Origin of the sequence: Streptomyces erythrochromogenes (assembly GCF_036170895.1) — a bacterium.
GTDB classification, from domain to species: Bacteria; Actinomycetota; Actinomycetes; order Streptomycetales; family Streptomycetaceae; genus Streptomyces; species Streptomyces erythrochromogenes.
Map to the genome: position 1 here is coordinate 5,637,231 of NZ_CP108036.1, position 25,049 is coordinate 5,662,279.

Consider the following 25,049-nt stretch of genomic DNA (forward strand, 5'->3'; position numbering starts at 1 on the left):
CCCCGATTCTCCGGCCGCCCCTTCGGTCAGCCGCAGCCGCCGCCGCAGCAGCCCCCGCCGCCCGCGCCGCCCATGGGGCGCGCGGCCGCGGGGGCGCTGCTCGACCCGCCCACGGCGACGGCGGACAGCAGCTTGACGGTGTCGGCGTGCCCGGCCGGGCAGTCGGCAGGGGCGGAGGACTCGGCCATGGGGCGGCTGACCTCAAAGGTGTCGTCGCAGGTCCGGCAGCGGAATTCGTAACGAGGCATGCGCACAGGCTAAGCGCGCCCGCTGCCCGCGCGCTACGCATCCCGGACGGCTCGTGGACGGTGTCGGGCCCCTTGGGCCCTTGGACGGTGCCGGGCCCTTGTGCGGTGCCGGGCCCCTAGACGGTGTCCGGTCGGGCGAGCCGTCCCTGCGCCAGACGCGCCCGGTCCTCCCGGGCCGCCTGCTCGGGGTGGCGGGCCCGCCAGTACGGATTGTCGTGCGGCAGTGCGCTGCCCACCCGCCCGTACATCCCGAACCACATCAGCATCACGCCGACGACGAAGCTGAACAGCACGTTCTGGATCTTGAAGGCCAGGAAGTTCAGCCCCGTGTCGAGCAGCGCGAGGTTCACGAACCCGCTCGCGATGAACAACACGCCCAGCACGATGTTCAGCGTCGAGGCGAAGGTCCCGCCCACCACCATCCCGGCGATGAGCAGGCCCCCGATGCAGATCGACAGGACGCTCAGCGCACCGTTGGTGTTCAGCGCGAGCACCGTGTCGCCGCCGGTGTCGAAGAACCCGATCCGGTCGACCAGGCCCAGGACCCCGAAGACCACCAGCAGCACACCGGTCAGGCCCGCCCCGACCCGGTACACCTGGCTGAGCTTGTGATCGCTGGGCAGGTGGTCGTCGAGCCGGGCATTGACCGGATGCAGGGCACGCTGCACGCGCCGCGCCACGGGGTGCGGATCCTGCGGTACGGGGGGCCCGTACGGCTCGTGGGCCACGTAGGGCGCGTAGTGCTCATGGGGCTCGGTGCACCCGTACGCCGCGTGGGGCGCATACGGCGCGTGAGGCACCGGTGGTACCTGGGACGCACGCGGCTTGTGGAAGGTGTGGGCAGCCATGGAGGCCTCCTCTGCTCCGTCCCGTACCCTCCAGCATCCGTCGCCGGACGCCCCACGACAACCAGCGAGGCCGCCGGGGGAGGGGCAGGGGCCGCGGGACAGGGGCACAGTCAGATCCGGAAGAGACGGCCTAGCCGTGGCCGAGCTCCTCCCGGATCCCGCTCACCACCCGGTTCACGGAGGCCCGTACGGCCTCCATCTCCTGGAGGAACGCCCAGTAGTCCGGGTGCCGCTCCTCCAGCCCGTCCAACGCCCGGCCCACCCGCGCCACCGCATCGTCCAGCGGCCGCGCGTGCCGCGGGTCCGGCACACTGCGGCCCGCCATCGCCAGCCGCTGCGCGTCCCGGATCGCGAAGCGGGTCCGGTCCACCTCCGCCTGCGGATCCCGCGCCACCGCCTCCAGCCGCGTCAGCCGGTCCTGCGCCGCCGACACCGCCTCGTCCGTGGCGTCCAGCGCACCGCGGACCGCCTCGATCAGCGTCCCCACGTCCGCCCAGCGCTGCTCGTCCCGGGCCACGCCGGCCTCCCGCAGCTGCTCCTCCGCGCGCGACACGTCCCGCACCGCCTCGTCCGGCACGTGCTGGAGGTCCTGCCAGCACGCCGCACTGAACCGCCGCCGCAGCTCACTCAGCACCGGATCCACCCGGTCCGCCCGATTGCGCAACGCCTGCGCCCGCGTCCGCAGGCTCACCAGCCGCCGGTCGATCTCCGCCGCCCGCTCGGGCAGCCGCGCCGCCTCGGCCCGTATGGCCTCCGCGTCGCGCAGGATCCGGTCGGCCCGCTGCACCGTCGCCTGTACCCCGTGCTGCGCCGCGCCCTGGTTCAGCTTGGTCAGCTCCGGCCCCAGCGCCGCCAGCCGCGCCGCCAGGTCATCGGCCCGCATCCCCTTGGCCCGTACGGCGTCCAGCGCGTCACTGGCCCCGATCAGCGCGGCCCTGGCCCGCTCCCGGGCCGGCGCGACCCGCGCGAGCTGCGTCTCGGCCTTGTCCAGCAACGGCTGCAGGCTCTGCGCGAACCGCTCCAGCTCCCCCTTGACCCGCACGAGTTCATCGCGGGCGCGCGTCAGCTCCTCCCGCGCGCGCGTGGCCGCCGAGGCCTCCAACTCCGCCCGGTCCAGGTCGTGCGCGTCGACCGCCTCGATGTAGACGTGGCTGACCTGGTCGATGCGCTGCCCGAGCGCGGCGAACCCCTCGGTCGCCTGCCGCGCCGCGGGCGACCCGTCCGCCGCGGCGATGGTCTCGATCGAGATCCGCAGATCCCGCTGCGCCGTGTCCAGCTCGTAGAACGCGGCCGCGGCGGCGTCCTTGGCCGCCTGCGCGTCCGCCCGCCGACTCTCGTCCCGCCCACCGAACCACCGCCGGGATGCCGTCGTCACAGTCCCTCTCCCGTACGTGTCCGCCATGCCCCGGTCCATTCTCTCCCACGGGAACGGGTTTGCGTGGGGGGTGCGCCCGCCATGTAGGCTGTCCACTCATCCACGGGTGCGTAGCTCAGGGGTAGAGCGCTGCTCTTACAAAGCAGATGTCGGCGGTTCGAAACCGTCCGCGCCCACCAGTCAAAAGGCCCCCAACCGATCTTGGTTGGGGGCCTTTGACGGCTAAAAGTGACGGCAACGCCTACTCGGCGGGCCGCCGCCGGCGCAACAGTCGGTCCATGTGCCCCATGGCCTCCCGCCTGCCGCTGTCGGCCACGTGGGTGTAGATGTTCATCGTGACGGCGATCTGCGAGTGACCGAGGATCTCCATCACCACCCGAGGTGCCACCCCGGCCGCGAACAGCAGCGTGGCGCACCCGTGCCGCACGTCGTGCAGCCGGATCCGCGGCAGGCCGGCGTCCTGGCCGATCCGCTCGAAGGACCGGCTGATGTTGCGCGGCTCGATCGGCCGGCCGGTGCGGGTGGTGAACACGTAGTCGCTCTCCTCCCACTCCTTGTCCTTGGCCGCGGCCTGCAACGCGACCTGCCGCATCCGCTGCCAGCGAAGGGGCGCCACGCACATCCGGGGGAGGGGGATGACCCGGCTCCGCCGGTTCTTGGTGGAGTCCGCGTACAGCTCCTTCTGCACGCGCTGGATCTGGTTCCGCACGGTCAGCGTCCGGCGGTCGAGGTCGATGTCGGACCAGCGCAGCCCGAGAATCTCGCCCCGGCGCAACCCCAGGGCCACAGCCAGCACGAAGGCCGCGTATAGCGGGTCGCGCCGACTGGCCTCCAGGAAGGTGAGCGTCTCGTCGAGGTCCCACGGCTTCAACTCACGCTGCACGACCCGCGGCGCCGGCACGAGCATCACCACGTTGCGGCTGATCAGCTCCTCGCGGTTCGCCGCGGTGAGCGCGCTGCGCAGCACCCGGTGAGACTCCTTGGCAGTCGCGGCGGAAGCCTGCGCCGTCACGGCGGCCAGCATGCGCCGTACGTCCGGCACCCCGAGGGTCTCCAGTCGCTTGGAGCCCAGGTGCGGGATCAGGTATCGGCGGACATGGGTCTCATATTTGGCGTACGTCGTCCTCTTGCGGTCGTGCTTGACGAACGTCTCCAGCCAGAAGGGAAGCCACTCGGAGAGCTTGGCCGAGCGGGTGGGCGTCGGGATGCCCTGCCGATCCCGCCGCACCAGCTCCTGACGCTTGGTGTCGCACTCTTCCCACGTCTTGCCGTACACGGTCTTCCGGCGGCGGGTCCCGTCGGGCTGAGGCACGTAGGCGCGCGCCTCGTAACGCCCGTCTGGGCGCTGCCAGATGCTGCCAGCGCCGTTCGGGTTCTTCTTCCGTGCCATCAGGCGGCTTCCTCCAACTTGGCTTCCAGGTAGGCGCGAACACTGTCTGCGGGGATCCGGCGCGAGCGGCCCTCGGTGAAGCTCGCCAGGGCGCGGGAGCGGATCAGGTTGTAGACGGTGAAGCGACTGAGTCGCAGCGCGGCCATGACCTCGGGAACAGTCAGGGCCTGGTGCGTGGTGGGCAGGGGGGAACTCACTGCTACCTCCCAGGGCAGTGGTCGGGATTCTTCGCTCTGGGGGATCCGCAACAGCCGCCACGCCGCAACAGCGCTGGTCAGCGGCTCGGTTTTGTGGCGGATCCGGCTTTTGTGGCGGATCGGTGCCGCCACGCGTGGACGTGGCGGCACCTGGGGTCGCGGGTGGCTATCCGGCGACGGGGAAGAGCTGTGTGGCGGTTTCCGCGGGCATGTGGCGGATGGCTGTGGCGGCTTCCGCCACAGATTCACCCCCTCTGACCTGCGGTGTGGCGGCTGTGGCGGATGTTGCGGACTTCTGGGGGTGAGGGGGGCAGTAGCGGGCCCAGGCGTCCGCGAGGTCCTCGGCGTAGTAGCCCTTGGGGGTGGCGGAGCCGACTCGGATCCCGCGGGGCTTGATGGGCTTGTTGGTGGCGGTGACGTACTGGCCGAGCATCTGCGACAGCATCCGGGAGCTGAGGGGCTTGCCGTCCATGTCGGCCCAGGGGGCGTCGTCCATGCGCAGGAGGCATTCGAGGATGGCCGCGGTCGGCATCCGTTCCTCACCCCGGAAGACCTGATCCCGCAGATCCGTCAGTAGGCGGATGCCGAGGGAGGAGGCGTCGTTCTCCTTGGCTGCGGCGACCAGTTCCAGGCAGGCGGCGCGCGCCCGCTCGGGCCAGTCGGCGCCAGCGGCTTCGGCGACGGCGAGGAGGGGTTCCCATACATCCGCCGGCCGGTCGGTGATTCCGGCGGGCATGGTCGGCCAGGACTCGGTAACCCGCTTACGGACGGCTTCGGCCCAGGTGGCAAGGCGGTCGCGCAGGGCGTTGCCCTGCTTCTTGTGGATGCGCTCCCGCCAGGGCTCGCAGGACTCGTTGGGTGCCTTCTTGCGCATGCGGATGATGACGGAGCGAGTGAAGACGGTGTCGGGCAGAGAGCCCAGTCCAGCGAGGGCGATGGCGCAGTAGGCGGGGAAGCCTTCCACGGTCTGGTTGGCGCCGTCCCCGACGCACCGGTACATCTTCCGGCCTCGGGTGTGACCGGCGTTGAGGAACTTGCGGAGGTTCTCGTCGCCCGCGGCCTTGGGGCCGAAGATGGTGTCGATCTCGTCGAAGAGGATCGTGGGCCTGCTTCCTTCGACTCCGGCCACGGACCGGAACAGCGCGGACTGCGAGGCGTCCACCGCCGCCATGGAGTTCGGCACCAGGGTCTCGATCACGTCCAGGGCGCGGCTCTTGCCGGACCCTGGCTCGGGGGACAGGAACGCGATGCGAGGCGTGGCGTCGAAGGCGTCGAGCAGGTGTGCGTGCGCGTCCCACAGCGCCACGGCGACGTATGCGGCCTCGCGCGGGAAGATGTTGAACCGCCGGTGGAAGGCTTCCACCTCGTCGAGCAGCGCGGCGCCGTCGATGGGTGCGGCCTGGGGCTTGTGGTCGCTCATCAGGCGGCCTTCCCTTCCTGGGGTACGAGCAGGGGGCAGAGGGTGCGGTGCTGGACGTGGTCGTCGATCAGGGCGAGCGCGCGGGTCTGCCCGGCGGCGAAGAGGTCCCGGCCGCACTGGCACCAGGACCGGACGGACGGGGTCACGCCACGGCCGGGGGCGTTGATGTGGAGCCAGGCGATGGGCCGGCGTCCGTCGTCGGCGTGCAGGTCAGGGCGAACAGATGAAGGGACGCCTTCGGCGACGACCTTCGCCGCACCACCGCCGTCGGGGCCGGGGGCCGGTTCGGCGGGGCTGGTTCCGGCAGGGGCGGGGGTGGGGCCTTCCAAGGGGGGATGGGGGTGGGCGCTCATGCCGTCTCCCGGGCGCGGACCGTACGGGCGGAGCTGTCGAGGGCGCTGCGGATCGTGGCCCGGCACTCGGTCACGGTGAGTCCGCGTTCCTCCCCCGCCGCTTGGAAGGCCTCTTCAACCTCCTCGCGGGGGATGTCGCCCCACGCGACGAAGCGCCCCACCTTGAAGGCGCTGCGGTTGAGCGTGTTGTTCGCCTGCTTCGCGGGCGCGCGGCGGACGGTGTCACACTCGGCGTCCAGTGCCGCACGGGCCGCGCTGCCACTGCGGACCGCCCCGGGCATCTGCAGGCGGAGCGGGCGCGGGGCTGCCGAGGGCTGGAGGAGGGCCAGGAGCCAGGCGGGGAGTTCGGCGGGCGGGGAGTCGTCGGTGATCTGGTAGGTGCCGGCCGCTGTGGTGCTGCCGGGGGCGACGACGTATCCGCCGTGGGCGCGGGTGTCGATGAGCGGGGCGAGTTTGCCTGCGGTGTTCCCGAGCCGGATGCCGTCGGGGGCGGTGAAGTACAGGTGGGTCCCGCCGGAGGGAGTCCGCACGGTGAGGGTGGCCGGGACGGCCTGCGCGGCGCGCTCGCAGAGCGCCAACAGATTGTCCGCGCCGCCAGGCGCGTCCCGACTGCTGTCCGCCTTAGGCATGTCGAGGTCGACCACGACGAGCCCGGCAGGGCCGGTGGCCAGCCCGATGTTGTACGGCTTGTGGCTCCAGCACCGCACGATGACGCTCTGGTCGGTGGTCGCGCGCTGCTCCCACTTCAGGTGCCCACCGCTACAGCCATTGGTGCGGGGGCAGCGGTCCTCACCGTGGAGCGCTGGGGCCTTGGAGCCGGGCCGGAGCGGGAACAGTGGCCAGCCGCGGGCCGCGAGGCTCAGTGCGTTGGCGAGCAGCCGTGCCCAGCTACCTCGCGGTAAGGGGGTGGGTTGGGTCATGCTGGTGACCTCCACAGGTCTGTTGAGGGCTGGTGGATCGAAGGCGGCCCGGTCTTTTGCCGAGAGGGGGCCGCCTTTGCGGTATCCCGAAAAGTGAGTAACGGGATGTCGGTGGGGGTGCTTAGGGTCGTGGCTATGACGACGACCTTTGAGCTTGTGCCGGGCCGGCTGACGACGCGGGATGAGGTAGCCGCGATCTTCGGCTGCGGGAAGTACCAGGGCATCGAGCCGGGCGTGGACGCCAAGAAGGTGTTCGTGTACTCCGACCCCTCCGCCGGCGCGGAGTTCGGCTACACCTTCGACGGGCGAGCCGAGGACGACGAGTACGGTCCGCTGTACCTGTACACCGGCTACGGCGCGAACGGTGACCAGGAGATGAAGAGCCGCAACAAGTCCCTGCGCTACCACGTCGAGGACGGGCGGGAGCTCCACCTGTTCGTCGCCCACGGCACGGTGGAGGGCTCCGGCACGGTCCAGCAGCGCTACATCGGGCAGATGACCGTGGATCCGATCAACGCGGTCGAGGTGCACCGTGGGCTCGGCAAGGACAACAAGATGCGAAACGCGCTGGTGTTCCGGCTTCGGCCGGTGCCGGGGTCGAAGCCGGCGTGGACGGTCGAGGACCGGATCCAGCCGGCCCCGGCGACCGTGATTGAGGACATCGACCTCAGCACGCTGATTCCGGCGCAGACCAGCGTCAAGGACAAGAACTCCGAGACGCACACGACCGCGGAGACGATCGCAGACATCCCGGGCGGCCCGCGGAAGGTGCAGCGTCGCGAGGGCCTGTTGATGGAAGCCTTCAAGAAGCACCTCAAGGCGGCCGGCCACGCGCACAAGTCGTTCGACATGACCATTGCCGGCGAAGTCAGCGTGCTCACGCCGGACCTGTACGACATCACCGAGCACGTTCTCTACGAAGCCAAGGGCCAGACCACCCGCAGCAACGTGCGGATGGCCATCGGTCAGCTTGCCGACTACAGGCGCCACGTCCCCAACTCGGACGGGCTCAGGGTCGCCGTACTGCTGCCGAGCGAGCCGAGCAACGACATCAAGGCGCTGCTCGCTTCACAGAAGATCCACCTCGTCTACCAGATCGAGGACGGCTTCGCCGGCTTCCCGCTGGGTACCTGACCCGTCCCTGAGCGCCGAGCCTGCGACGTTCAGTGGTGGGCGTGATCGACGGCAAGGGCGGTGAGGCGTTTGGCTTCGTCAGGGGTAACGAAGCCGTACCGGATCTGGATGAAGCAGCCCGGGTAAGGGCAGCGGACGGTGTGCCGGCCCGCGACGAGCCGAAGGGCGTCGCGGATCCGGTCAGCCAGCGGCAGCTTCGAACGGTTCATCGGGTGACTCCTCAGCGGTGGTTGATGATGCCGTTGGCGCGGCCGAAGACTCCGGTCGCCGTGATGTTCTGGGTGATGTGCTGGACGGGCCCCGCACCCCGCCCGCCCGTCCTGCGGGTGGCGCGGAGGAGGAGCGGGGCGAGGGTGCCGGCGGCGATGAATGCGACGGTGGCCCAGAGGGCTTCGGCCATGGCGAGGACTCCGGGTGCGGCGTAGGAGATCCCGAACCCGGCCGCGGCAATCCCGCCGCCGAGCGTCGGGGCGAGGAGCGCGGTCGTCCTGGCCCAGCGGGGGATCCCCTCCGGCTGGACGCATTCCGCTACCGGCACCGGGGCGGCGTGGGGCTGGGTGTAGGCGAGGGTGCGGACCCCGTTCGGGAGGGTCACCCAGTCCACGCCGGGCGGGATGTCGGTCGGCAGTAGGACGGTGTGCGGCTCGATGGGCCGGGGTCGGTGGATGGGGTCGCCGTAGCGGGTGGCGGGGGTGGTGATCGTGCGGTTGGGCTCATGCACGTCGGGGCTCCTTCAGGCGGGCGGGAGACGATGGGTGGTGCCTGTCATCCGGCCTGTCACCTGTCTGTCACCTGTCACCTGTCTGTCACCTGTCATCTGCAGGTCACAGCAGGGGTGACAGGCCCCCGAACTGTCCGGGAGGGGGGTTCGGGGCGTGGGTGACAGGTGACAGACAGGCGGCTGGGGGTCAGGCTTCGGGGAGGTGGCGGCGGTGGACGTAGCGGGCCTTGCTGCCTTCACCGACGCGGCTGATTTCGCCGGAGTCGGCCCACTCCTTCAGCCACCGCTGAATCACCGGCCGTCGGGTGCCGTAGGTGTCCTTCAGGTCCCGTTCCATCGCCGAGGCGCCGGTCCCGGCGGGCCCGGCCGCCAGGATCAGGTCGAGTGCGGCCTGTCGGGCGTCGGGCTGTTCCGGTTCCCGTACGGGGCGGTCGGCCGTCCAGGAAGACGGGTCGGACCAGTCCGTGAGCCGGTCGCTCTCCGCCCGGGCCTCGGGGTCGGCGGACGGCATCCGGAACAGGGCCTCCAGCTCGTCCGCGCCGGGGGTGGCGACCGGGCGGGGCTGGTCCCATCCCGCGGTGGCCTTCCACTGCCCGCGCGGACGGCCCGGCAGCGCCCCCGTCCCCGGACCTGCGGCCGGGGCGCCGGTCGCGACGGGCTGGCCCCACAGGTGGCTGCACCGTGCCTGGCTCCACCTGTCGGTGTAGGCGGGGCCTGCGGCTTGGAGGGAGATGGTGTCGAGGGTGGGGCGGCGGTGGGCGGTGGCGCGGGTGACGGCGTCGATGCCGGAGGGGGTGATGCGCCACTGCTGGGCGGTCTTGGGCTGCTTGCCCTCCGTGCCGACGAGCATGGAGCCGGGGCCGGAGAAGCTGTTTTCGGCGGTGAGGGCGCGCCAGCCGAAGAGGTGGCCGAGTTCGGAGTCCTCGTTGGCGCCGGTGCAGACGCGGTTGGAGGCCATCTTGCGCACCATCGGGTCGGGCAGGACGTCCTGCGTGACCCGCAGGGCGGAGATGACGGCGCGGATCGCCATGGCGCGGGCGACGCGGATGACCTTCACGACCCCTGCCATCACTTCCTTGGCGGCCTTGGTGGCGGAGACCTCGGCGCTTTCGTCCATGATGATGACGATCTCGGGGATCTGCGGGGAGACGGGGAGCTTGTCGTCGTCCTCGTCGCGCATGTGCTGCTGGTAGGCGATCTTCCGGGCGCTGGCGATGGCGATCGCCGCTTCGAGCATGAGCTTGGCCTCGGCCGGGGTGGACGCGAGCCAGTCCACCCCGGGCGCGGGAACCTCGTCCCGTCGCTCGGGGTCGGTCTGGGCTTCGCGCCAGGCGTGCAGCCAGGGCAGGCCGAGGCTGCCGGCGTTGAGGTCGATGACCCAGACGAGGGTGTCGTTGGTCTGCAGCAGTCGGGCGATCAGGGTCTGGAGCCAGTTCGTCTTGCCGCTGCCGGTGCCTCCGGCGACGACGGTTGAGGCCTGCCGCATGTCCAGCTCAGCCCGCCCGCCGTCCGACAGCAGGGCGATGGGGGCGGGGTTGTTGATGGTGGTGGTCTCGGTCATCTCCTCTACCGGGAACGGGATCTCCTGCCCCTGGTAGGTCTTGGTCGCGACCTCGATCAGCAGACGACGGCGGGAGATGCCGGGGAGGACCTGGAGGCCGCAGCCGTTGGGAAGGTCGAGGTCGGAGGCGAGGGCGTCGGTCCGGTCGGCAACGTGCTTGCGTGTCACGCCGCCTTCGGGGAGTTCGATTTCGACGGTGTAGCCCATGCCGGATGGCCAGTGCTCGATCCCCAGCACGCTCACGTCTTCCACCCGGCACACCCTCGCGATGCGCTCGATCCACTCGGCGGCGAGCGCGCGGCGGGTGCCGATGGACAGGAGCATGCGGCGGCGGGCCTGCTCGGTCTCCTCCCGCGCCGCGAACCCGGCCGCCAGCGTCCCGGTCGCGACGCCGCCGACGAGGAGGGAGCCGAGACCGGTCAGGGTCATCGGGCCGCCCGCGGTCAGGGCCCAGCAGGACCAGGTGCCGGCGGCGGTCCAGCAGGCGGCGCGGAAGCCGATGGTGGCGCCGGTCAGCCGGTTGCGCCACCCCGCGACCGACGAACCGACCGCTCCGGCCGCACCGGCGGCGAGGGCGTAGCCGGAGGGCATGCCGGCGGAGTGGGCGAGCGCGGTGGTGACGAGGGTTCCGGCGGTGGCGTTCAGGGTGCCGGTCAGGATGCCGTGCGGGGCCTTCCAGTCGACCCGCACGGTGTTCTTGTTGCTGCTCACAGGTGTTCTCTCCTTGCGATGACAGCGGCCCGCCGCCCACAGGCTGTTGACGGCGGGCCGAACGAGCGGTGCAGGGGGTGAGGGGTCAGCTGACGTTCCAGCGGCGTTCGCCGTCGATGCCGTTGCGGGGGTTCTCGATGCGCTCGATGTCGCCGGCGTGGACGCGGCGGTAGACGGTGCCGACCTCGTCCAGGGCGCTGACCACGCGGCTCATGGCGCGGTAGCCCTCGCCGATCTCCTCCACCACCAGCGGGTCGACGGGCAGCTTCTCCTGCGACAGCTCCGCCAGGACCCGCAGGGTTTCCTGCACGGTCGACATGGCCTCGGGCAGGTCGTCGATGAGGTCCTGGAACTCGGCCATGTACTCGGGGTCGAAGGTGGACGCGGCCTGGAGCATGACTTCGGCGGCGTCGGACAGGCGGGTGAACGCGGTACCAGACTCGGACACAGTGCCTCCAATACGGTCGGCCCCCGCCAGAACGACGGGCCGGGACTTCACGGTCTGCCCAACCGGGGCGAGCACCCGGTCCTTGGGGCGGTTGGGGTTGTTCACCTGCGTCGCGGGCGCGGCTACCACGGGCTTGCTGCCGTCGGTGGGGGTGCCGTTGATGGCGGCGTCACGGGCGGCGCGGACCTGCAGGGCCCGGCCCGCCAGCCGCCGCCACACCACCCGCATGTGGCGGGTGGCGACTCCGGGCTTCTTCCAGTTCCACACGCCCGACGCCAGCCCCGCCCCTGCGGCCAGCAGTGCGCTGCCGGTCATCCGGGCCGCGTGCCGCAGCGCGGAGCGGCGCAGGGCCTTCTGCCGTATCGCCGCGGGTGGGGCCTTGGGGGTGGGGTTGCCGGCCGGGTCGAGACCGGACTGCCGGCGGGCCTTCGCCTCACCCTTCGCCGCACGCCGAGCCGACCGCGCGGCGACCTTGCCGGCGCGGGCCGGGGCCCCCGCGGCGTAGCGGGCATGCCCGGCCCGGATCGCCCCGGCAGCGGCGCCGACCGCGGCCCGCCGCGCCGCCTGCACCAACCCGCCGCCAGACCGGCGCTGCGGCTTGTCCGCACCACCGGACGAGACCGGGCGGGACGAGGGGGTGTTGGGCCTGCTGGTGTGGCCCTTGAGAGATCCGCCCGGGGATGGTGCGGTCTTTGCAGTGCCGTGTGTCTGCGTGCCGGCGGACCGGCTGTCGGCGCGGTGACGGCCCAGGTTCCGGGCCGCCGCCCGCAGCCCGGCAGCGGAAGCACCGGGCCCCTTGCCCAGGAGCCCGCCGGAACGCGGCCCGGACGTACGGCGGTGACCGCCAGACCCGCCACCCGACGAGGGCGAGGGCGAGGAGCGGTCGCGCCCGCCGGCCGGGGTGCGCTGCGCGGGGAGGGACTTGGGCTTGTTCTTCGCCCGGCGGGCGGCGATGCGGTGGGCCAGGCCGGTGGCCGCGGCGGCGCCCATGGCGGCGCCGGTCACGGCCAGCCCGGCCGGGCCGCCCACGGCTACCGCGCCGGCCGCTACCGCACCCAGGGCATTCGCCCCGGCCACGGCCAGCGGAACACCCGGCAACGGCGCCAAAGCCTCAGCAGCCTTGGACACGGGCGGAGTTGGAGCGGGTGGTGTCTGCGGTACCACTTCGACGATGGTCTCGGTCATGCTGTACGAGCCCCCTTCGGGGGATGAGGGGCCCGGCCGGTTGCTGTAGGAGGCGGTGGCCGGGCCCTGCTGATACAGGCAGGTCAGAGCTGATTGGGCTCCAGGGCGAAGAACGCGACAGTGGCGCGCTCCAGCTCCGGGAACCTGCTGGTCACGTGCTGACGGATGGCCACGAACACGTCGTGGCGGGTCGATTCGGGGTGCGGGTTCCAGGTGCCGTACTGAGTGGCTGCGGCACGGCCAGGCAGCTCCAGTGTGAGAATCCACTGGTGCGAGCCCTGCGGGGCTGCCGCATCCGGGGCGGCGTGTGAGTGGGGCGTGGTCACGTGACTCTCCTGACGAGGACGGTTGGTCAGGCGGCGCGCTGTTCGTTGGGGTAGGCGCAGGGGACGCACATGCCGAGTGAGGTCGGAATGACGTACCCCGCGTCGCGGCGGCAGGTGGGGCAGGTTCGGCGAGCGGTGTTGGCCTTGGCGAGCGCTGCGGCCTTGGCCGCGGTCATCGCGCGGACGGGCAGCGCCAGCTCGATCCGGTACAGGTAAGCCACGAGCGGCCCGCGTCGGTAGCGGGGCCGTTCCACCTGGGCGACGACGTCCTGTCCGCCGGGGCGGAGGCCGAGGGCTCGGAGTTGTCGGCGGGTGGCGAGGCCGTCGGGGGCGAGGTGCCACCGGTAGACGGGGAGGGTGGCGGTGGCCATCAGGACACCGTCACGGCGAGGATGTCGCGGGCTTGGCGGGATTCGTTCAGGCGCTGGTAGATCTTGTGGACGTAGGAGGTGGAACGGGTGGAAAGCCGGGCCGCCTCCGGCAGGGACGTGCCCTGCACCCAGCAGGCGCGAATCACGTTCGCCGCCTCTGCCGCCGACAGCCGGGCCGGTTCCAGCTCCTTGCGGTGGACGGGGGTGGACGCCAGGGGGAAGAGCGGGTGGAACACCTGCCGGTCACCACAGATGACCAGCGGAATCGCCCGTACCGGCGCCGCCACCGGCTCCTGCGGTGCAGCCACCGGCGCCGGGCCGGTGAGCGGGGTGGACGGTGTGGGGGCGGGGGTGGTTTCCACCTCGTCCACCTCGGCGTCCACCTGAGCTTGCAGGTTGGTGATTTTGGTCAGGATCTGGTGCCGGTAGTGGCTGATGGCCTCGGCCAGAACGATCAGGAGGACTGGGGGGACGGAGTGGAGGACGAGACCAGCCGGGTCCACCTGGCGGGGAATCCCGAAGGAGGATCCCGCCGGCCACAGCGAGGTCCAGCAGTTCATCACCCACGTGCCGAGACCGGCGAACCAGCGCAGCACCGTCGCCCACCCCGACGGGTACAGGCCGTACTCCGACAGACGCCCGTCGAAGATCAGGACCGTGCCCAGTGCGACCGCGACCATCGGATCGAGCAGCCACGCGATCCACACGGACACGTGGTGGTCGATGGCGAACATCGTCACGTTCGACGCGGTGAACACCAGCGCCACCGAGGCGACGGCCACCAGGACCCGCGTCAGCCGCGACAGCAGACCCGACAACGCCGCAATCTGCTCCAACGGCGGGCGGCCGTTCACCGACCCTCCCCGGCCTTGTCCGGCTCGAACGGGGTGTAACTGACGGGCTCCTCGGCGGTCCGGGTGCGAATCACGGCTGCGGCCAGCCGAGGGTCGCGGGTGCCGGCGCGGTTCGCCGCCAGAGTGATCCGTACGGCGAGAGCCCGGCGTTCCAGCAGCCGGTAGTAGATCCGCTCGTCCGCCGCCTCGATCGACGGCAACGGCAGGTCCAGCGCGGCCACGACCGCGTCCAGCAGGTTGACGTGAGCTTCGGTGCGCTCGCTCATGCCGCGTCACCCGACACCTGCGCACCGGCGGCGCGGTTGGCCGCATCCCGGCGGGCGGTCAGAACCCGGTGGTGAGCCCGGAGGATCCGGCGGGTGTCGAACTCCGACGCCGGCCGGTCCAGCAGGACGATCAGCGCGTCCAGCAACTCGACCTCGGCTAGGACCACGTCCATCTCGGCCTCGATCGCGTCCAGCTCCGCGTCCGACGGCTCCAGACCGTCGGACCACGGCGTAACAACGTCCTGAAGTGCAGCGATGTGCTTCATGAGTCGTGTTCTCCCTAGCAGGTGTACGGCTCGAACAGCGCCCCCGGAGTTACAGCTCCGGGGGCGCGTTGATGAATCGAATGCCTGGGCAGGCGTCGAACCCCGCAAGTACGGCCATCTGAGCCGTAATGCGGCGGGCGGGTTTACTTCGGGGTGATCGTGATGCTGCCGGTCGGCTCGTATCCCCTGGAGCGCAGGCTCGTCTCGACCGCCGTCTTGGCGGCCTCCACCGAGCGCGCGCTCAACGTGCCGCGCGCACTCGTGATCTCCCCCGGGTTCAGGGTGTCGGTGAGCGCTTGGGCGGTGAAGTTGTACTGCTGCATCGGGCTCTCCCTCGGATCACGGGTCCGGACTGTCCGGCTCACCTCGACCCCGCCCGTACACCGTGAGCGGCGGACGGGCGGAGGAGGCAACCGGCCGCAACCGAGGTTGCGGAGGTTGATCACGTGCAAGTTGGTCTCTTTCCGGAAGCGCGCTCCCGTTGGTAGGCAGAGACCTGCCGTCCGGCTGCAAAGGGTTGCCGGCGCCCTCCCCCCGTCCGAGTGCGGGGCTCCTGGTCATGCATGCGCCTGAGCGCCGTGAAGGGCGATCCAGGCAGGTGCGCGGTCGAACGAGCACCTAGAGCAGCCCAAAGAAGGGCCCACAACTCCTTGAGTTGTGTACTCCTGTGCAGGAGTTCCGAGTAAGAGAGTGATGTACTCATGTAGAGGAGTCAACCCGCAGAGTAACGAGTCGCCGAGCGAGATGACTCAAATGTGGCGGGTCGTCAGTCCCCGGCAGGGATGCGGTACTCCAGAACGAACTGGTCAGCGCTCATGAGTGTGTCGCAGACCTCGACCACTCGACCTGACTCGATTTGAGCGTCGCGCATGAGGTGGATGACGGGTGCTCCAGGGCTCAGGCCCAGCGCGCTCTGCTCCTCCTTAGTGGCGAGACGAACGCGTACCGTCTCCCGAAACTCTTTGAGCAGGGCGCCGCGCTCCTCGATGCGGGCGTAGATTCCACCAGGCCCCGGGTTCTCATCCCTGAGCAGCGGGATGCTCTCGGCCAAGTCCCACGGGAGGTAAGACGTGGCTTCCTCAGTGGGGATGCCGTCGCTGTAGTACAGCCGACGACGTGCGAGGACCCTGGCACCCGGTTCCAGCCCAAGCCGGACAGCCACCTCCGCGGGAGCCTCGGTCTGACCGACGAAGAGGACTCGGACGCTGGGCTTCGCCCCTGCTTGCTCCGCCTCGGCCAGGTATGCAGCCTTGCCGGCCACCCTGTGCGACCTGCGGAAGCGGTCACTCGACTTTCGCTGCACCGGCGGAGCCTTGCGGACGAAGGAGCCGCGACCGTGGTGCGTCTCGACCAGCCCGCGAACGCGCAGCTCGGTCATGGCCTTGCGGACGGTCCCCTGGGCGACCGAGTACCGGTCCATGAGGTCGGCCTCGCTCGGCACCTTCGCCCCCGGGCGGAGTTTGGCCTGCGGGTCCCCGAGGGCTTCCTGGATCTGCTGGCTGAGGTCGTCGGCGATCTGAAGGTAACGCGGGCGGCCTGCGTCACGTGCTGGCGTGAGGGGCATACTCTGCTGATTCTCCTAGACTCATGTATATGACTAACGCTACCGCCGAGAAGCCGCTTCATTCCGTCTCGGTTGCCGGAATCGTCGTCCGGGAGGACGGGCGCGTCCTCGCGATCCGGCGCGCCGACAACGGGGCTTGGGAGCCGCCGGGCGGCATCCTCGAACGGGACGAGCGGCCTGAGGAGGGCGTACTGCGCGAGGTTGCCGAGGAGACCGGGATCGCGGTAGAGGTAGAACAGCTCACCGGGGTCTACAAAAACTTGACGCTCGGCGTGATTGCTCTGGTCTTCCGATGCCGGCCCGTAGGTGGGGTGGAGCAGTTGTCCGAGGAGTCGACGGCGGTCCGCTGGCTAACGCCAGGCGAAGCCGAGGATGCCATGAAGGAAGTCTTCGCCGTGCGTGTGGCGGACGCCTTGGACGGCGAGGCACCCCACGTGCGGTCGCATGACGGAGTCCGGCTGCTGGCGGCCTGAGGGCGGACTGCGCGTAGCAGGTCTCATCCAGCGTGCGCTGATCATGCTCTGCGGCCAACCTCCTCTGGCCAGATGCTGCGGCCTGATGGAGTAGCCCGTCGTTGCGGTGCAGGTCAGGCCAAGTGTGAGTTCCACTTGGTAGGCGGTCCTGAAAGCCGTCGCGGTTCGCGGCTTTGGTGAGAGATTCCCTGCTGCATCAAGCACCCGGCTGCGCTCCGCTCCGCCGGGCGGGCTTCCCGGCTCCGCTCCGCGCGACGCTTCTGCCTTCGGTCCGCTCCGCGCGCGCTGCGCCGACGCCCGCCCCTACAGGGGGATAGGCCCGAAGGCATGAGTCGAGCCCATACGGGCCGCCGGACCCACCGCTCACCGATATTGCCTCCGGCGGGGGCGCTCCGACACTCCGGGATGGCGGGGGCGCCGCTCGCGAGTGCCGGCCGAATAGGGCTGAGACGGGGTAACTCCCATCCCGTCTGCCATCGACCCAGGACAAGCCGAGCAGACACGGCACCGGGCGTCCAGGTCGTACGTCCAGTTGGGCGCTCCACATGGACGCCCGGCACCGCGCCCGCTCCACGTACGTGTGGGTCGACGGCAGACGGGATGGGAGTTGGGGACGTGCTGTGGAAGGTCAGAGTTGGTCAGCCACTGCACGCTCCAGGCCGAGTAGGCACAAACCTCATCGACGTCTAAGGCCTATGGAAACGGCCTGCCAGCGAGATGATCGAAGCGCCAACTACCTCTACTGTCTGAGGGCCCACCCTTTCGAAGAATCCGTTGTCGAAGGTTACCGGCCTACCCATGGCAGTCGGAGTAAGGCGCCAGATCAAGTATCCCTTATACCTGAAAGGCGTGAGGGTTTGTGCCAAGTTATTCGCGAATTCAACATCCAGTGGAGAACTCTTGATTTTCTGAACTAGCTCACGCCACATCTCGTCGACCGACTTCCCAAGAGCCGAAAGCTCATGCTGGGTTCCAGTGATATGGAAATTCTCGTGCTCCAGAGCCTTGATTCCGCCGAACTTCTCAACCGCCGCCGCGTCTGGGCGATCGTCGGCAACACCAATAAAGATGACGCCACTGGCCGATGGGCTAGTATTTGCCATTGCGCTCGCAGTGCGCAGAATTTTACGAAAGCTATTCTCGTCAAAGGTGCCGATGTCGTTTATCCGACAGAACCCTTGCTTGAGTTCAAATAGCGACTCCTCCGTCAACGCCATGGCGAGAGTCGCTTCGAATCTCACCGAGTGATCCTTCACGTGAGATTTATCGGAGTTCAACGCGGGCTTGAACGCCGGGCGAAGAGCGGCCTTCACCATATCCAATAGCTGGATCTTCCGCTCCGACCCCCAGTCGCCGCCTCCTGACGGGATCCTGAGATCTCCATCCCAGAATCCAGCGAGAACATCCAGGAGTTCCTGGGTGCCCTTAGGCTCGAGGTTCTCGTCGTGCAGGAGTTGACTTACAGCGACAAACACGGCCTGGAAATGCCGTGGTACGCCCCTGTAGTTCTGCTGTGTCACTGTGAAGGAGGCGAATGGCTTTGGCGCCCGCTCCAGAACATCTTTGAGGAGTTCAAGCGTTGCTACGAAGCGATCTTCGAGTTCCGACTCTCCGATAGTCGCGATGCGCCGATGGACTACATCGGAACTAGTTACGGCGCGGTCATTCTCGATCCCATAGGCCGAGTCTCGATACCGGAGGCCTGTCGCTGCCGGCCGCTCCAAAGCCAGGTCCAGAAGGATATCCAGGACCAGCTCCTCGTCTCTGGATTCGCGCACCGACTCACGCGTCAGAATACCTTGCGCCACCCAGAAGATATTCTCGACATAGATTCCATATGGAAGCTCATTGTTGGTGATGCTGATCTTCGGCATTTCTGACAGCGGCACGAAATCTGTCAAAGATGCGTCGCCCCGAACCGTAGACGCGATCCGGCGCACGAGGCCGGCAATCGCCTGCGTAGCTCCCGCCTGCCTGATCTCGTGCGGGCTCAGGTGACGCCCACTAGAATTGATGCGCCGAAATACCTCGTCGACCGATTCATCGGTAGCGGAGCGATACACGGAGACCGGCAGCTGATAATTTGCGATCTTCACGCAGGTATCGCGGCTGAGGACAGGCTCCTTTTGCGTGAGGGTTCCATCATCCAGGCGGGCCTTGGTGTCGGCCAAAGTTTCCAGGTCAAAGTAGTGCCCACCCAGGGGAAATTCGTTCTCGATGAACGAAAATACCGAGTTCAGCCTCTGAAGGCCATCGATTACCTCAAGGCGCCCCAGGTGTTCGCCGGAGGATTCTGCGAGCAGGATTAGAGGAATGGGGAGCTTCTGAACAACTGAATCAATGAGCCGCTCCTTCTCCTCTACGCCCCAGACCAGTTTTCTTTGATAGCGGCGGTTTACGAGATATTTGCTCGCCGTGTGGTCGTTGTAGAGTTGCTGGATACTCTCACCCTGAACGGAAAGCTCGGTAGGAGTAGCTGCGGACACAAGGCTCCAATCCTCGGTGGTGAAGCAGAGGGTAGCCGGAGGGGCGCCAGCATGTGCTGCCTCTTGCCGATTACACCCTCCCCCGTGTCCGAAACATCCGGATTGCACCTGGGGTAAGCGGCTGGCGCACGCCACAGTGCGCGGTGGCGAGGCGCGGTCTATTCGCGGACCATCCGAGCCTGCTGTGTCACTCTTATACGCCTAACCTGCTGAAACGCGTGAGACACACGGGCCCTCCGGAGCCGTGTGCCCGCAGCCGTGCTCTGACGGCAACCGTTGACGGCAACGCCAGCGTACGCCGAGGGCTTGCGGCTGATCATGAGATGAAGCTTGGAAAGTGGGCAGGCGTGCGATTCGAGGTCGCCTTCTTAGCCGGGTGAGCTTACAAAGCAGATGTCGGCGGTTCGAAACCGTCCGCGCCCACCAGTCAAAAGGCCCCCCGCCGATCATGGCGGGGGGCCTTTGGCATCTACATCTGACATCAACGGAGACGGTCAGGAGCGACCGGGCGGGCCGGACTCACGGCTTCGATGAATCGGCCCGTGTGTGGATCGGGTGAGGGGGCGCGCGCCGTGCCGCCGCGGAGTTCAGGACTTCCATCGCTTGGTCGAACGGCAGTGGACTGTCGGCGGCTGGCCGTACGCTGCCGCCATGCACAAAGGAGCGATCACGCAGGGGTCGGTACTCAAGGCTATCGCGGAGTATGACCAGTTGGGGCGGGAGGAGTTCCTGGCGAAGTACGGCTTCGGTGAAGCCCGCTCGTACGTTGTGGTGCACGACGGGCGGGAGTACGACTCCAAAGCCATAGCAGGCGTGGCGCACCAATGGGGACAAGGGCGGGCCCTCAGGTCTGATGAGTTCAGTGGAGGCAAGGAGCACGCCGCCGCGTGGCTGAAGCGGGCTGGTTTCCAGGTCAAGGCGGTCAAGAATCCTGACTGGGCCCGGGACGAGATCATCCTCGCCTGCCAGCTCGTGAGGGAGAACGGCTGGAAGGGGCTGGACGCTCAGGACGCCAGGGTGGTCGAGCTGTCAGGACTGCTTCAGCTGCTTCCCATCCATCACGAGGCGGAGCGCAACGAGAAATTTCGCAACCCGAACGGAGTGGCGCGCAAGACGTTCGACATCGCTACGCGGCATCCGGAGTACCAGGGCAAGCCCACCAACGGCGGCGCTCTCGACGTTGCGGTGCTGATGGACTTCCTCGACCGGCCTGACGAGATGGCCGGGGTTGCTCGGCTCATTCGTCAGGGCATCGCGGCTGGCGAGCTGCAGACCCTTGCGCCGACCGAGGGCGAGGAGGTCGACGACTTCAGCGCTCCTGAGGGACGGCTCCTCATGCGCCGACACCAAGCCCGCGAGCGGAACAAGAGCCTGCGGAAGAAGAAGATCGCTTCTGTGATTCACGGCGGTGGGCGGCTGGCGTGCGAGGCGTGCGGGTTTGACTTCGAGGAGGTCTACGGCGACCGCGGTGCTGGGTACATCGAGTGCCATCACGTCGTGCCGTTGCACGAAGCCGGCGAGGGGCGGACCAAGCTCAGCGATCTCGCCCTCATCTGTGCCAACTGTCACCGCATGATCCACCGGCGTGCGCCATGGCCCACCCCTGGGGAGCTGCGGGCCTCCATCGAGCGAAAGTACGCAGCCGACAGGCGCGCCGCGGAAGTCATCGCCCGACCGCGTAGCGCGGTTGACGAGCAGATTTTGAAGCCGTGATCTGACATCCGCTGCTGACATCAATATCGGAACGAAGAGACAGTCCCGGAGGGCTGTGGGCGGCAGCCGTCGCCTGGTACGGCAGTCCGAGTTCGGGTGGAACGGTCACCGGGCCTTCGCGACGGCGCCCGACTCCCCGGAGCGGACCATGAGGCTGTTCAAAACCGACCCCGAGCCATGGAACCTGCACGTCGGTGACACCTGCCTGGTGGGCATCCCGGAGACGCTGGTGCGGGTCGTCGACATCGGCCGTCACGACCCTCCACAGGATGTGGGCTGGCTTCCCCGTCCCCACACGATGCTGGTGGTAGTACCTGCCGACCACCCCGCCGAGGCTCTTGGCGAGGACGACGGGGACACGATCGACCTCGACTCGGCGGCACCGGTGACGATCGAGCTGGTGTCTCGGGCTGATCCGATCACCCACGCCTCCTGACCAGGGGCGGTTCAACTGCGGGCTGTGGGGGCCTCGGTCAGCGGCTCGGCCCGAGCTTGGCACCGCAGCCGACGCCCGGAGGGCACGTCCTCCGGCCCTTTCGCCTTTGGGGTCCGTCGGCTTGATGTCAGGCATGAGCCGCAGCCTGGCCGCGCCTGCTGTTCCATGTCTTGCCCCAGTACGATCATGCTGCAGAGGAGGCTCTATGGATTCGCTCGGGTATGCGCTCAGTGCCGTGGTCTAGGGTGCGCCCGTTGTCGCTCTGCTCGTCGGGGCGATAGCAGTAGGTGCCGCGCTGCGCTGGCAGCGGAAGGCGATCGCCGCCCTGGAGCGCGAGCAGAGGTAGCGCCTCTCCGGGGCTGCCTCGGGCCGCAGGAAGACGCTCGCTGGTGACCGGTCGGTCTAGGCTGCGCGAGGTGTTGCCGGCGGGAGGAGCGGTTCGTGGTGGTGCCAGACGAGATAGCGGTCCTCGCGCCGTAGTTCAGCCGAGCCCCACTCGATTCGCATGACGCCGCGCTCCATCGAACAGGCGTAGGCCACGATGACCAGGCGGAGGTCGGGCGGCAGAAGGGCAACGTCCGGATGCACGTGCTCCTCGTCCAGCTCGTCCAGGCCGAGGTCGAAGGCCTGCTGCATCGGTTCCGGGCCGTGGCGGCGGATCAGGTCGGCGCGGAATCCCGCAGCCTTTCGCAAGCGCGCCTCAGTGACCGGGACGTCCTTCTTCGCGTAGCGGATCGGGTAGATCGCGTTGCTGCCGATGAGCATCACCGTACGGCCTTGCAGTCGACGGGACGTCACACCTTCCAGAGGTGTCAGGCCGGCTGCGAGTGCCTCGTACTGCGCGGCGTGGAGCCCATGACCGTAGGCCTCCAGGGTCTGTGTGTGGACGCCTTCGTGAGCGTGGCGCGCTCTGGCGTGGGCTTCCACGAGGCAGGCCGGGACGGTCTCGGCCAGTTGCCCGGCCACGGCACCGAACGTCTTGACGGCCCATTCTGTCGCTGGACTCACTACGTGTCGCCCTCCCCCTGCGCGATCGGAACGCGGAGCTGCACCTCCTCACGGTGTGGGCAGCACGCTGAGCACGCAAGGGGGCACAGGAGCACGAGCTGCGCTCGTCTTCTTCACAGGGGATGCCGACGCGCGGATCGAGGTGCGGGACCTCGGAGGTGAGGTCTCAGAACGCGCGCCGGGCATCTTCCGGTGCCGGCCGGGTGGGGCCTTCGGGATGTGTCAGGCGGGGCTGGGGTCGGGGCCGCCGGAGTCCAGCCGGAACGGGGGGTACCTGTCGGTCATCAGCGATGCGTAGGCGAGTACGCGCAGGATCCAGCGGAACAGGCCCATGAGGAAGTCGAACAGGCCCCGCGGGTAGCGCCCGGTGAAGGCCAGGATCACCACGGCGATCAGGGACAGCAGGCCGATGAGGCCGGAGAACGGGTTGTAGTCGTCGATGTACTGGTAGGTGCTCCAGCTGCTGGTGGCCAGCACGCCGATGACCAGTAGTTGCGGGATGACCAGGAGCCACTTCACCAGGACCAGCCAGCGGGACAGCCGCTCGGGATACGCGACGTCCACGCGTACCGGGTATGCGGGCACGTCCTTGAGGGTGAACGGCGGGTATTCATCGGTGCCGAGCACGATGGAGCAGTAGTAATGCACGCGCGTGTTCCAGCGGATGACGCCGACGTTGAAATCGAAGAGCGGTCGCGGATATCGGCCGGTGATGAGGATGCTGAAGAAGGCGACCAGGCTCATCAGCAGGAAAGCGATCTGCAGGAAGAACAGGCAGATGTAGTGCGGTATGGCGAATATCCACTTCACCAGCCACATCCACCGGGTGAGCCGGGGGTCCAACGTCGCCTCGACGCGCAGGGGGTAGGAGGAGGTGGAGATCATGACTGTCACATCATTTCTTGTGCGGGCCGCACCGGCAGGGCCGTGCGGGCGGATTGCTTTTCCGCCATTAGGCCCCGGAACGCAGATGTGGGTCATGCCACTGGATCGCGTGACAGGAGAACCCGTGACTTGACGGTCGTGCATTCCCCTGACATGCGAAGACCCCCGGCCCAGTGGGGCCGGGGGTCTTTCGGTCGGCTCAGGCGTTGGGACGCTTGCCGTGGTTGGCCTTCTTCTTCTTGCGGGCCCGCTTCTTGTTGCCTCGCTTGGCCATGGTGACAGTCTCCCTACTCTCGGTGACCTTCATGACGCCGCCAGTCTAGGCGCGGGCGGGGGCGTCCGCACCAGCGCCGCCCCGCGCACTCTTGGCCGACGCACCACGGCGTGGGATCGTCGGAGAATGGGCGACTGGCTCGCATGGGGCGCGGTGGCCGCGGCAGTGGTCGCGGCCGTGCTGGTAATGGTGGTCACGGAGCGCTCCCTGGGCGGGGGCTTCGAGCGGAAACGGAACGAGGAGCGGGAGCGGCTGCTCGCCCACCTCGGCACCGAAACCGCCGGGCCGACCATCGCCCTACCCGGCCCCCGGAAGTTCGAGGACGTCGGCGGCATCCGGACCCCGCACCCGCAGGCGGAACTCGGTGACCGGCGGGACGACTTCACCCCGATCCTCGTGGAGTACTACGCCTACGGGCTCACGCAGGCGCGCAGCAGCTTCGGAACGAGCCAGCGCTTCGCCGGCGCCGGCGCGGCGATCCTGCTCCTCGGCATCGGGCTCGCCGTCCGGAAGGCGGAAGCCGGCGGGGAGCTGTACCTCGGCATCGTCACCAGCGCGACGGGCCTGGTCACGACCCTGATCGGGCAGCTCTTCCACCGCCGGGCCGACATCGCGCTGCAGCACATGGCCGACCAGACCGCCGCGCTGCGCGACGACCGCCGGGCCGCCGAGACGACCCAGCAGGCCATCGGGCTGCTGGAATCGGTCGGCGACCCGGAACTGAGGGCCCGCCTCCAGGCCGGTCTGATCATGAAGCTTTCCGGGGCCGAACTGCCCCGGTGAGCGGGATAGTGGAGACATGTGCCGATCGATTAAGACCCTGCGTCCGCCCGCCATCCCCGAGAGGGCGACCGAGGAGGAGATCCGGGCCGCCGCCCTGCAGTACGTGCGGAAGGTGTCCGGGTTCCGGGTGCCCGCCGCGCACAACCGCGAGGTCTTCGACGCGGCGGTGGACGCCGTCGCCGAGGCCACCGCGGCCCTGCTCGACGGGGTGCACGTACGGGGGCAGGCCGCCCCCGCGTGATCCCCGGCCCGACCGGGCCCGGCCCGACCGAGGCGTGGCCGGGTCCGGCCTACGCGGCCGCGCGCCGGCGCAGCACCCACACCCCGCCCACCAGGGCGGCTGCGGCGAGGGTGCCGCCGACGGCGATCTGGGTCGTGCTCATCGAGCCGATGCTGCCGCCCGTTCCGCCGCGTGCGGCGCCGGGGGTGACCTGGAGGGAGACGGTGACGCTCTGGCCGCCGGGGCCGCCGCACTCGAAGGTGACCCGGTGGGCGCCGGGGCTGGCGTCGGAGAAGACCGTGGCGCTGCCGAAGAGGTTCGTGGCCTCGAGGTTGCCGGGAGTCAGCCGTACCTCGTTGAACGCGGTCGACGTGACCCTGGCGACCTTGGTCCCGCACCCCGCGACGTTCAGGGCGACCCGGCCGCCCGGGGCGACCGTGGTGGGGGAGACGCTGGCGGAGGGGGCGGCGCGGGCGAGCGTGACGGGAGTGGCGGCGGCGACGATGAGGGTGGCGGCCGCGGCGGTCATCAGACGGCGTGGAGCGGCGGACCGCGAGCGGGGTGCGGTAGCCGGCGGCTGGGCGAGCTGCGTGGCGGGCATGGAGAGAACTCC

General features: G+C 69.1%; 30 protein-coding genes and 1 tRNA gene. 7 read left to right on the plus strand and 24 right to left on the minus strand.

Annotation, left to right across the window (positions count from 1 at the left end; genetic code table 11):
* Window positions 1-26: 26 nt before the first annotated feature.
* The 3 genes from OHA91_RS25765 to OHA91_RS25775 form a co-directional block, all read right to left on the minus strand.
* Window positions 27-248 (minus strand): FmdB family zinc ribbon protein, encoded by a 222-nt coding sequence (locus OHA91_RS25765; protein WP_328740093.1) that lies wholly within the window; start codon window positions 246-248, stop codon window positions 27-29.
* A 116-nt stretch (window positions 249-364) separates the two neighbouring features.
* Window positions 365-1,096: a DUF4383 domain-containing protein gene (locus OHA91_RS25770; protein WP_031145969.1), complete on the minus strand. Its 732-nt coding sequence runs from the start codon at window positions 1,094-1,096 to the stop codon at window positions 365-367.
* A gap of 130 nt (window positions 1,097-1,226) precedes the next feature.
* A complete protein-coding gene (locus tag OHA91_RS25775) occupies window positions 1,227-2,510 on the minus strand; it encodes a coiled-coil domain-containing protein (protein ID WP_266501559.1) in 1,284 nt (427 codons plus the stop codon).
* A gap of 65 nt (window positions 2,511-2,575) precedes the next feature.
* Here OHA91_RS25775 and OHA91_RS25780 point away from each other — a divergent pair.
* Window positions 2,576-2,650: transfer RNA gene (locus OHA91_RS25780), tRNA-Val, on the plus strand.
* A gap of 62 nt (window positions 2,651-2,712) precedes the next feature.
* On the opposite strand, the gene OHA91_RS25785 is transcribed toward OHA91_RS25780, so the two are convergent.
* The 5 genes from OHA91_RS25785 to OHA91_RS25805 all read right to left on the minus strand — a co-directional run bounded on the left by OHA91_RS25785 (window position 2,713) and on the right by OHA91_RS25805 (window position 6,751).
* The gene (locus OHA91_RS25785; protein ID WP_328740094.1) at window positions 2,713-3,861 is read right to left on the minus strand and encodes a site-specific integrase; all 1,149 of its coding nucleotides are present in this window, start codon (window positions 3,859-3,861) and stop codon (window positions 2,713-2,715) included.
* On the minus strand, window positions 3,861-4,058 hold the full coding sequence (locus OHA91_RS25790; RefSeq protein ID WP_046775035.1) for a helix-turn-helix domain-containing protein: 198 nt from the start codon (window positions 4,056-4,058) through the stop codon (window positions 3,861-3,863). Before OHA91_RS25790 ends, OHA91_RS25785 begins: the two co-directional genes overlap by 1 nt.
* A 166-nt stretch (window positions 4,059-4,224) precedes the next feature.
* Window positions 4,225-5,478, minus strand: a complete 1,254-nt coding sequence (locus tag OHA91_RS25795; protein WP_328740095.1) for a DUF3631 domain-containing protein — start codon at window positions 5,476-5,478, stop codon at window positions 4,225-4,227.
* Window positions 5,478-5,831, minus strand: coding sequence for a hypothetical protein (locus tag OHA91_RS25800; protein WP_328740096.1), 354 nt, complete (start codon window positions 5,829-5,831; stop codon window positions 5,478-5,480). Before OHA91_RS25800 ends, OHA91_RS25795 begins: the two co-directional genes overlap by 1 nt.
* Window positions 5,828-6,751 (minus strand): bifunctional DNA primase/polymerase, encoded by a 924-nt coding sequence (locus tag OHA91_RS25805; RefSeq protein WP_328740097.1) that lies wholly within the window; start codon window positions 6,749-6,751, stop codon window positions 5,828-5,830. The genes OHA91_RS25800 and OHA91_RS25805 overlap by 4 nt, the downstream gene beginning before the upstream one ends.
* 135 nt (window positions 6,752-6,886) lie before the next feature.
* Between OHA91_RS25805 and OHA91_RS25810 the strand changes: the two genes are divergently transcribed.
* Window positions 6,887-7,885, plus strand: coding sequence for a hypothetical protein (locus OHA91_RS25810; RefSeq protein WP_328740098.1), 999 nt, complete (start codon window positions 6,887-6,889; stop codon window positions 7,883-7,885).
* A gap of 29 nt (window positions 7,886-7,914) precedes the next feature.
* On the opposite strand, the gene OHA91_RS25815 is transcribed toward OHA91_RS25810, so the two are convergent.
* The 11 genes from OHA91_RS25815 to OHA91_RS25865 all read right to left on the minus strand — a co-directional run bounded on the left by OHA91_RS25815 (window position 7,915) and on the right by OHA91_RS25865 (window position 16,158).
* Window positions 7,915-8,094: a hypothetical protein gene (locus OHA91_RS25815; RefSeq protein WP_328740099.1), complete on the minus strand. Its 180-nt coding sequence runs from the start codon at window positions 8,092-8,094 to the stop codon at window positions 7,915-7,917.
* An 11-nt stretch (window positions 8,095-8,105) separates the two neighbouring features.
* Complete coding sequence (locus OHA91_RS25820) at window positions 8,106-8,606, minus strand: hypothetical protein (protein ID WP_408059184.1); 501 nt, start codon at window positions 8,604-8,606, stop codon at window positions 8,106-8,108.
* A 187-nt stretch (window positions 8,607-8,793) separates the two neighbouring features.
* Window positions 8,794-10,878: a hypothetical protein gene (locus OHA91_RS25825; protein WP_328740100.1), complete on the minus strand. Its 2,085-nt coding sequence runs from the start codon at window positions 10,876-10,878 to the stop codon at window positions 8,794-8,796.
* Window positions 10,879-10,963: 85 nt separating this feature from the next.
* Window positions 10,964-12,511: a hypothetical protein gene (locus OHA91_RS25830; protein ID WP_328740101.1), complete on the minus strand. Its 1,548-nt coding sequence runs from the start codon at window positions 12,509-12,511 to the stop codon at window positions 10,964-10,966.
* An 83-nt stretch (window positions 12,512-12,594) separates the two neighbouring features.
* The gene (locus tag OHA91_RS25835) at window positions 12,595-12,837 is read right to left on the minus strand and encodes a hypothetical protein (RefSeq protein ID WP_328740102.1); all 243 of its coding nucleotides are present in this window, start codon (window positions 12,835-12,837) and stop codon (window positions 12,595-12,597) included.
* 26 nt (window positions 12,838-12,863) lie between these two features.
* Window positions 12,864-13,208, minus strand: a complete 345-nt coding sequence (locus OHA91_RS25840) for an RRQRL motif-containing zinc-binding protein (protein WP_328740103.1) — start codon at window positions 13,206-13,208, stop codon at window positions 12,864-12,866.
* Window positions 13,208-14,062, minus strand: a complete 855-nt coding sequence (locus OHA91_RS25845; RefSeq protein WP_328740104.1) for a hypothetical protein — start codon at window positions 14,060-14,062, stop codon at window positions 13,208-13,210. Before OHA91_RS25845 ends, OHA91_RS25840 begins: the two co-directional genes overlap by 1 nt.
* Complete coding sequence (locus tag OHA91_RS25850; RefSeq protein ID WP_328740105.1) at window positions 14,059-14,328, minus strand: hypothetical protein; 270 nt, start codon at window positions 14,326-14,328, stop codon at window positions 14,059-14,061. Before OHA91_RS25850 ends, OHA91_RS25845 begins: the two co-directional genes overlap by 4 nt.
* Window positions 14,325-14,594, minus strand: a complete 270-nt coding sequence (locus OHA91_RS25855) for a DUF6284 family protein (RefSeq protein WP_328740107.1) — start codon at window positions 14,592-14,594, stop codon at window positions 14,325-14,327. The genes OHA91_RS25850 and OHA91_RS25855 overlap by 4 nt, the downstream gene beginning before the upstream one ends.
* Before the next feature lie 143 nt (window positions 14,595-14,737).
* Window positions 14,738-14,917 carry a hypothetical protein gene (locus OHA91_RS25860; RefSeq protein WP_328740108.1) on the minus strand — a complete coding sequence of 60 codons (180 nt, stop codon included), beginning with the start codon at window positions 14,915-14,917 and terminating at the stop codon, window positions 14,738-14,740.
* Between the two features lie 443 nt (window positions 14,918-15,360).
* Window positions 15,361-16,158: a GntR family transcriptional regulator gene (locus OHA91_RS25865; RefSeq protein ID WP_328740109.1), complete on the minus strand. Its 798-nt coding sequence runs from the start codon at window positions 16,156-16,158 to the stop codon at window positions 15,361-15,363.
* Window positions 16,159-16,187: 29 nt separating this feature from the next.
* On the opposite strand from OHA91_RS25865, the gene OHA91_RS25870 reads away from it, so the two are divergent.
* A complete protein-coding gene (locus tag OHA91_RS25870; RefSeq protein WP_328740110.1) occupies window positions 16,188-16,631 on the plus strand; it encodes an NUDIX domain-containing protein in 444 nt (147 codons plus the stop codon).
* A gap of 686 nt (window positions 16,632-17,317) precedes the next feature.
* On the opposite strand, the gene OHA91_RS25875 is transcribed toward OHA91_RS25870, so the two are convergent.
* On the minus strand, window positions 17,318-19,117 hold the full coding sequence (locus tag OHA91_RS25875) for a GmrSD restriction endonuclease domain-containing protein (protein WP_328740111.1): 1,800 nt from the start codon (window positions 19,115-19,117) through the stop codon (window positions 17,318-17,320).
* Window positions 19,118-19,768: 651 nt separating this feature from the next.
* On the opposite strand from OHA91_RS25875, the gene OHA91_RS25880 reads away from it, so the two are divergent.
* Together OHA91_RS25880 and OHA91_RS25885 are read left to right on the plus strand one after the other, a co-directional pair.
* Window positions 19,769-20,830: an HNH endonuclease gene (locus OHA91_RS25880; RefSeq protein ID WP_266501562.1), complete on the plus strand. Its 1,062-nt coding sequence runs from the start codon at window positions 19,769-19,771 to the stop codon at window positions 20,828-20,830.
* 148 nt (window positions 20,831-20,978) lie between these two features.
* A complete protein-coding gene (locus OHA91_RS25885; protein ID WP_266501565.1) occupies window positions 20,979-21,266 on the plus strand; it encodes an SH3 domain-containing protein in 288 nt (95 codons plus the stop codon).
* A gap of 402 nt (window positions 21,267-21,668) precedes the next feature.
* Here OHA91_RS25885 and OHA91_RS25890 read toward each other — a convergent pair whose 3' ends face one another.
* The 3 genes from OHA91_RS25890 to OHA91_RS39895 all read right to left on the minus strand — a co-directional run bounded on the left by OHA91_RS25890 (window position 21,669) and on the right by OHA91_RS39895 (window position 23,433).
* The gene (locus tag OHA91_RS25890; RefSeq protein ID WP_245239971.1) at window positions 21,669-22,232 is read right to left on the minus strand and encodes a hypothetical protein; all 564 of its coding nucleotides are present in this window, start codon (window positions 22,230-22,232) and stop codon (window positions 21,669-21,671) included.
* Between the two features lie 264 nt (window positions 22,233-22,496).
* Window positions 22,497-23,159, minus strand: coding sequence for a DUF4389 domain-containing protein (locus tag OHA91_RS25895; protein ID WP_328740113.1), 663 nt, complete (start codon window positions 23,157-23,159; stop codon window positions 22,497-22,499).
* Window positions 23,160-23,358: 199 nt separating this feature from the next.
* Window positions 23,359-23,433, minus strand: coding sequence for a 50S ribosomal protein bL37 (locus tag OHA91_RS39895; protein ID WP_099895366.1), 75 nt, complete (start codon window positions 23,431-23,433; stop codon window positions 23,359-23,361).
* Window positions 23,434-23,559: 126 nt separating this feature from the next.
* Here OHA91_RS39895 and OHA91_RS25900 point away from each other — a divergent pair, with 126 nt between their 5' ends.
* Entirely contained in the window at window positions 23,560-24,216 is a 657-nt protein-coding gene (locus OHA91_RS25900) for a TRADD-N-associated membrane domain-containing protein (protein WP_328740114.1), read from the plus strand.
* A 16-nt stretch (window positions 24,217-24,232) separates the two neighbouring features.
* Window positions 24,233-24,457, plus strand: a complete 225-nt coding sequence (locus OHA91_RS25905) for a DUF2277 family protein (RefSeq protein WP_031146011.1) — start codon at window positions 24,233-24,235, stop codon at window positions 24,455-24,457.
* Window positions 24,458-24,506: 49 nt separating this feature from the next.
* Here the strand turns inward: OHA91_RS25905 and OHA91_RS25910 are convergent, their stop codons facing one another.
* Window positions 24,507-25,037: a hypothetical protein gene (locus tag OHA91_RS25910; protein ID WP_328740115.1), complete on the minus strand. Its 531-nt coding sequence runs from the start codon at window positions 25,035-25,037 to the stop codon at window positions 24,507-24,509.
* Between the last annotated feature and the right edge of the window lie 12 nt (window positions 25,038-25,049).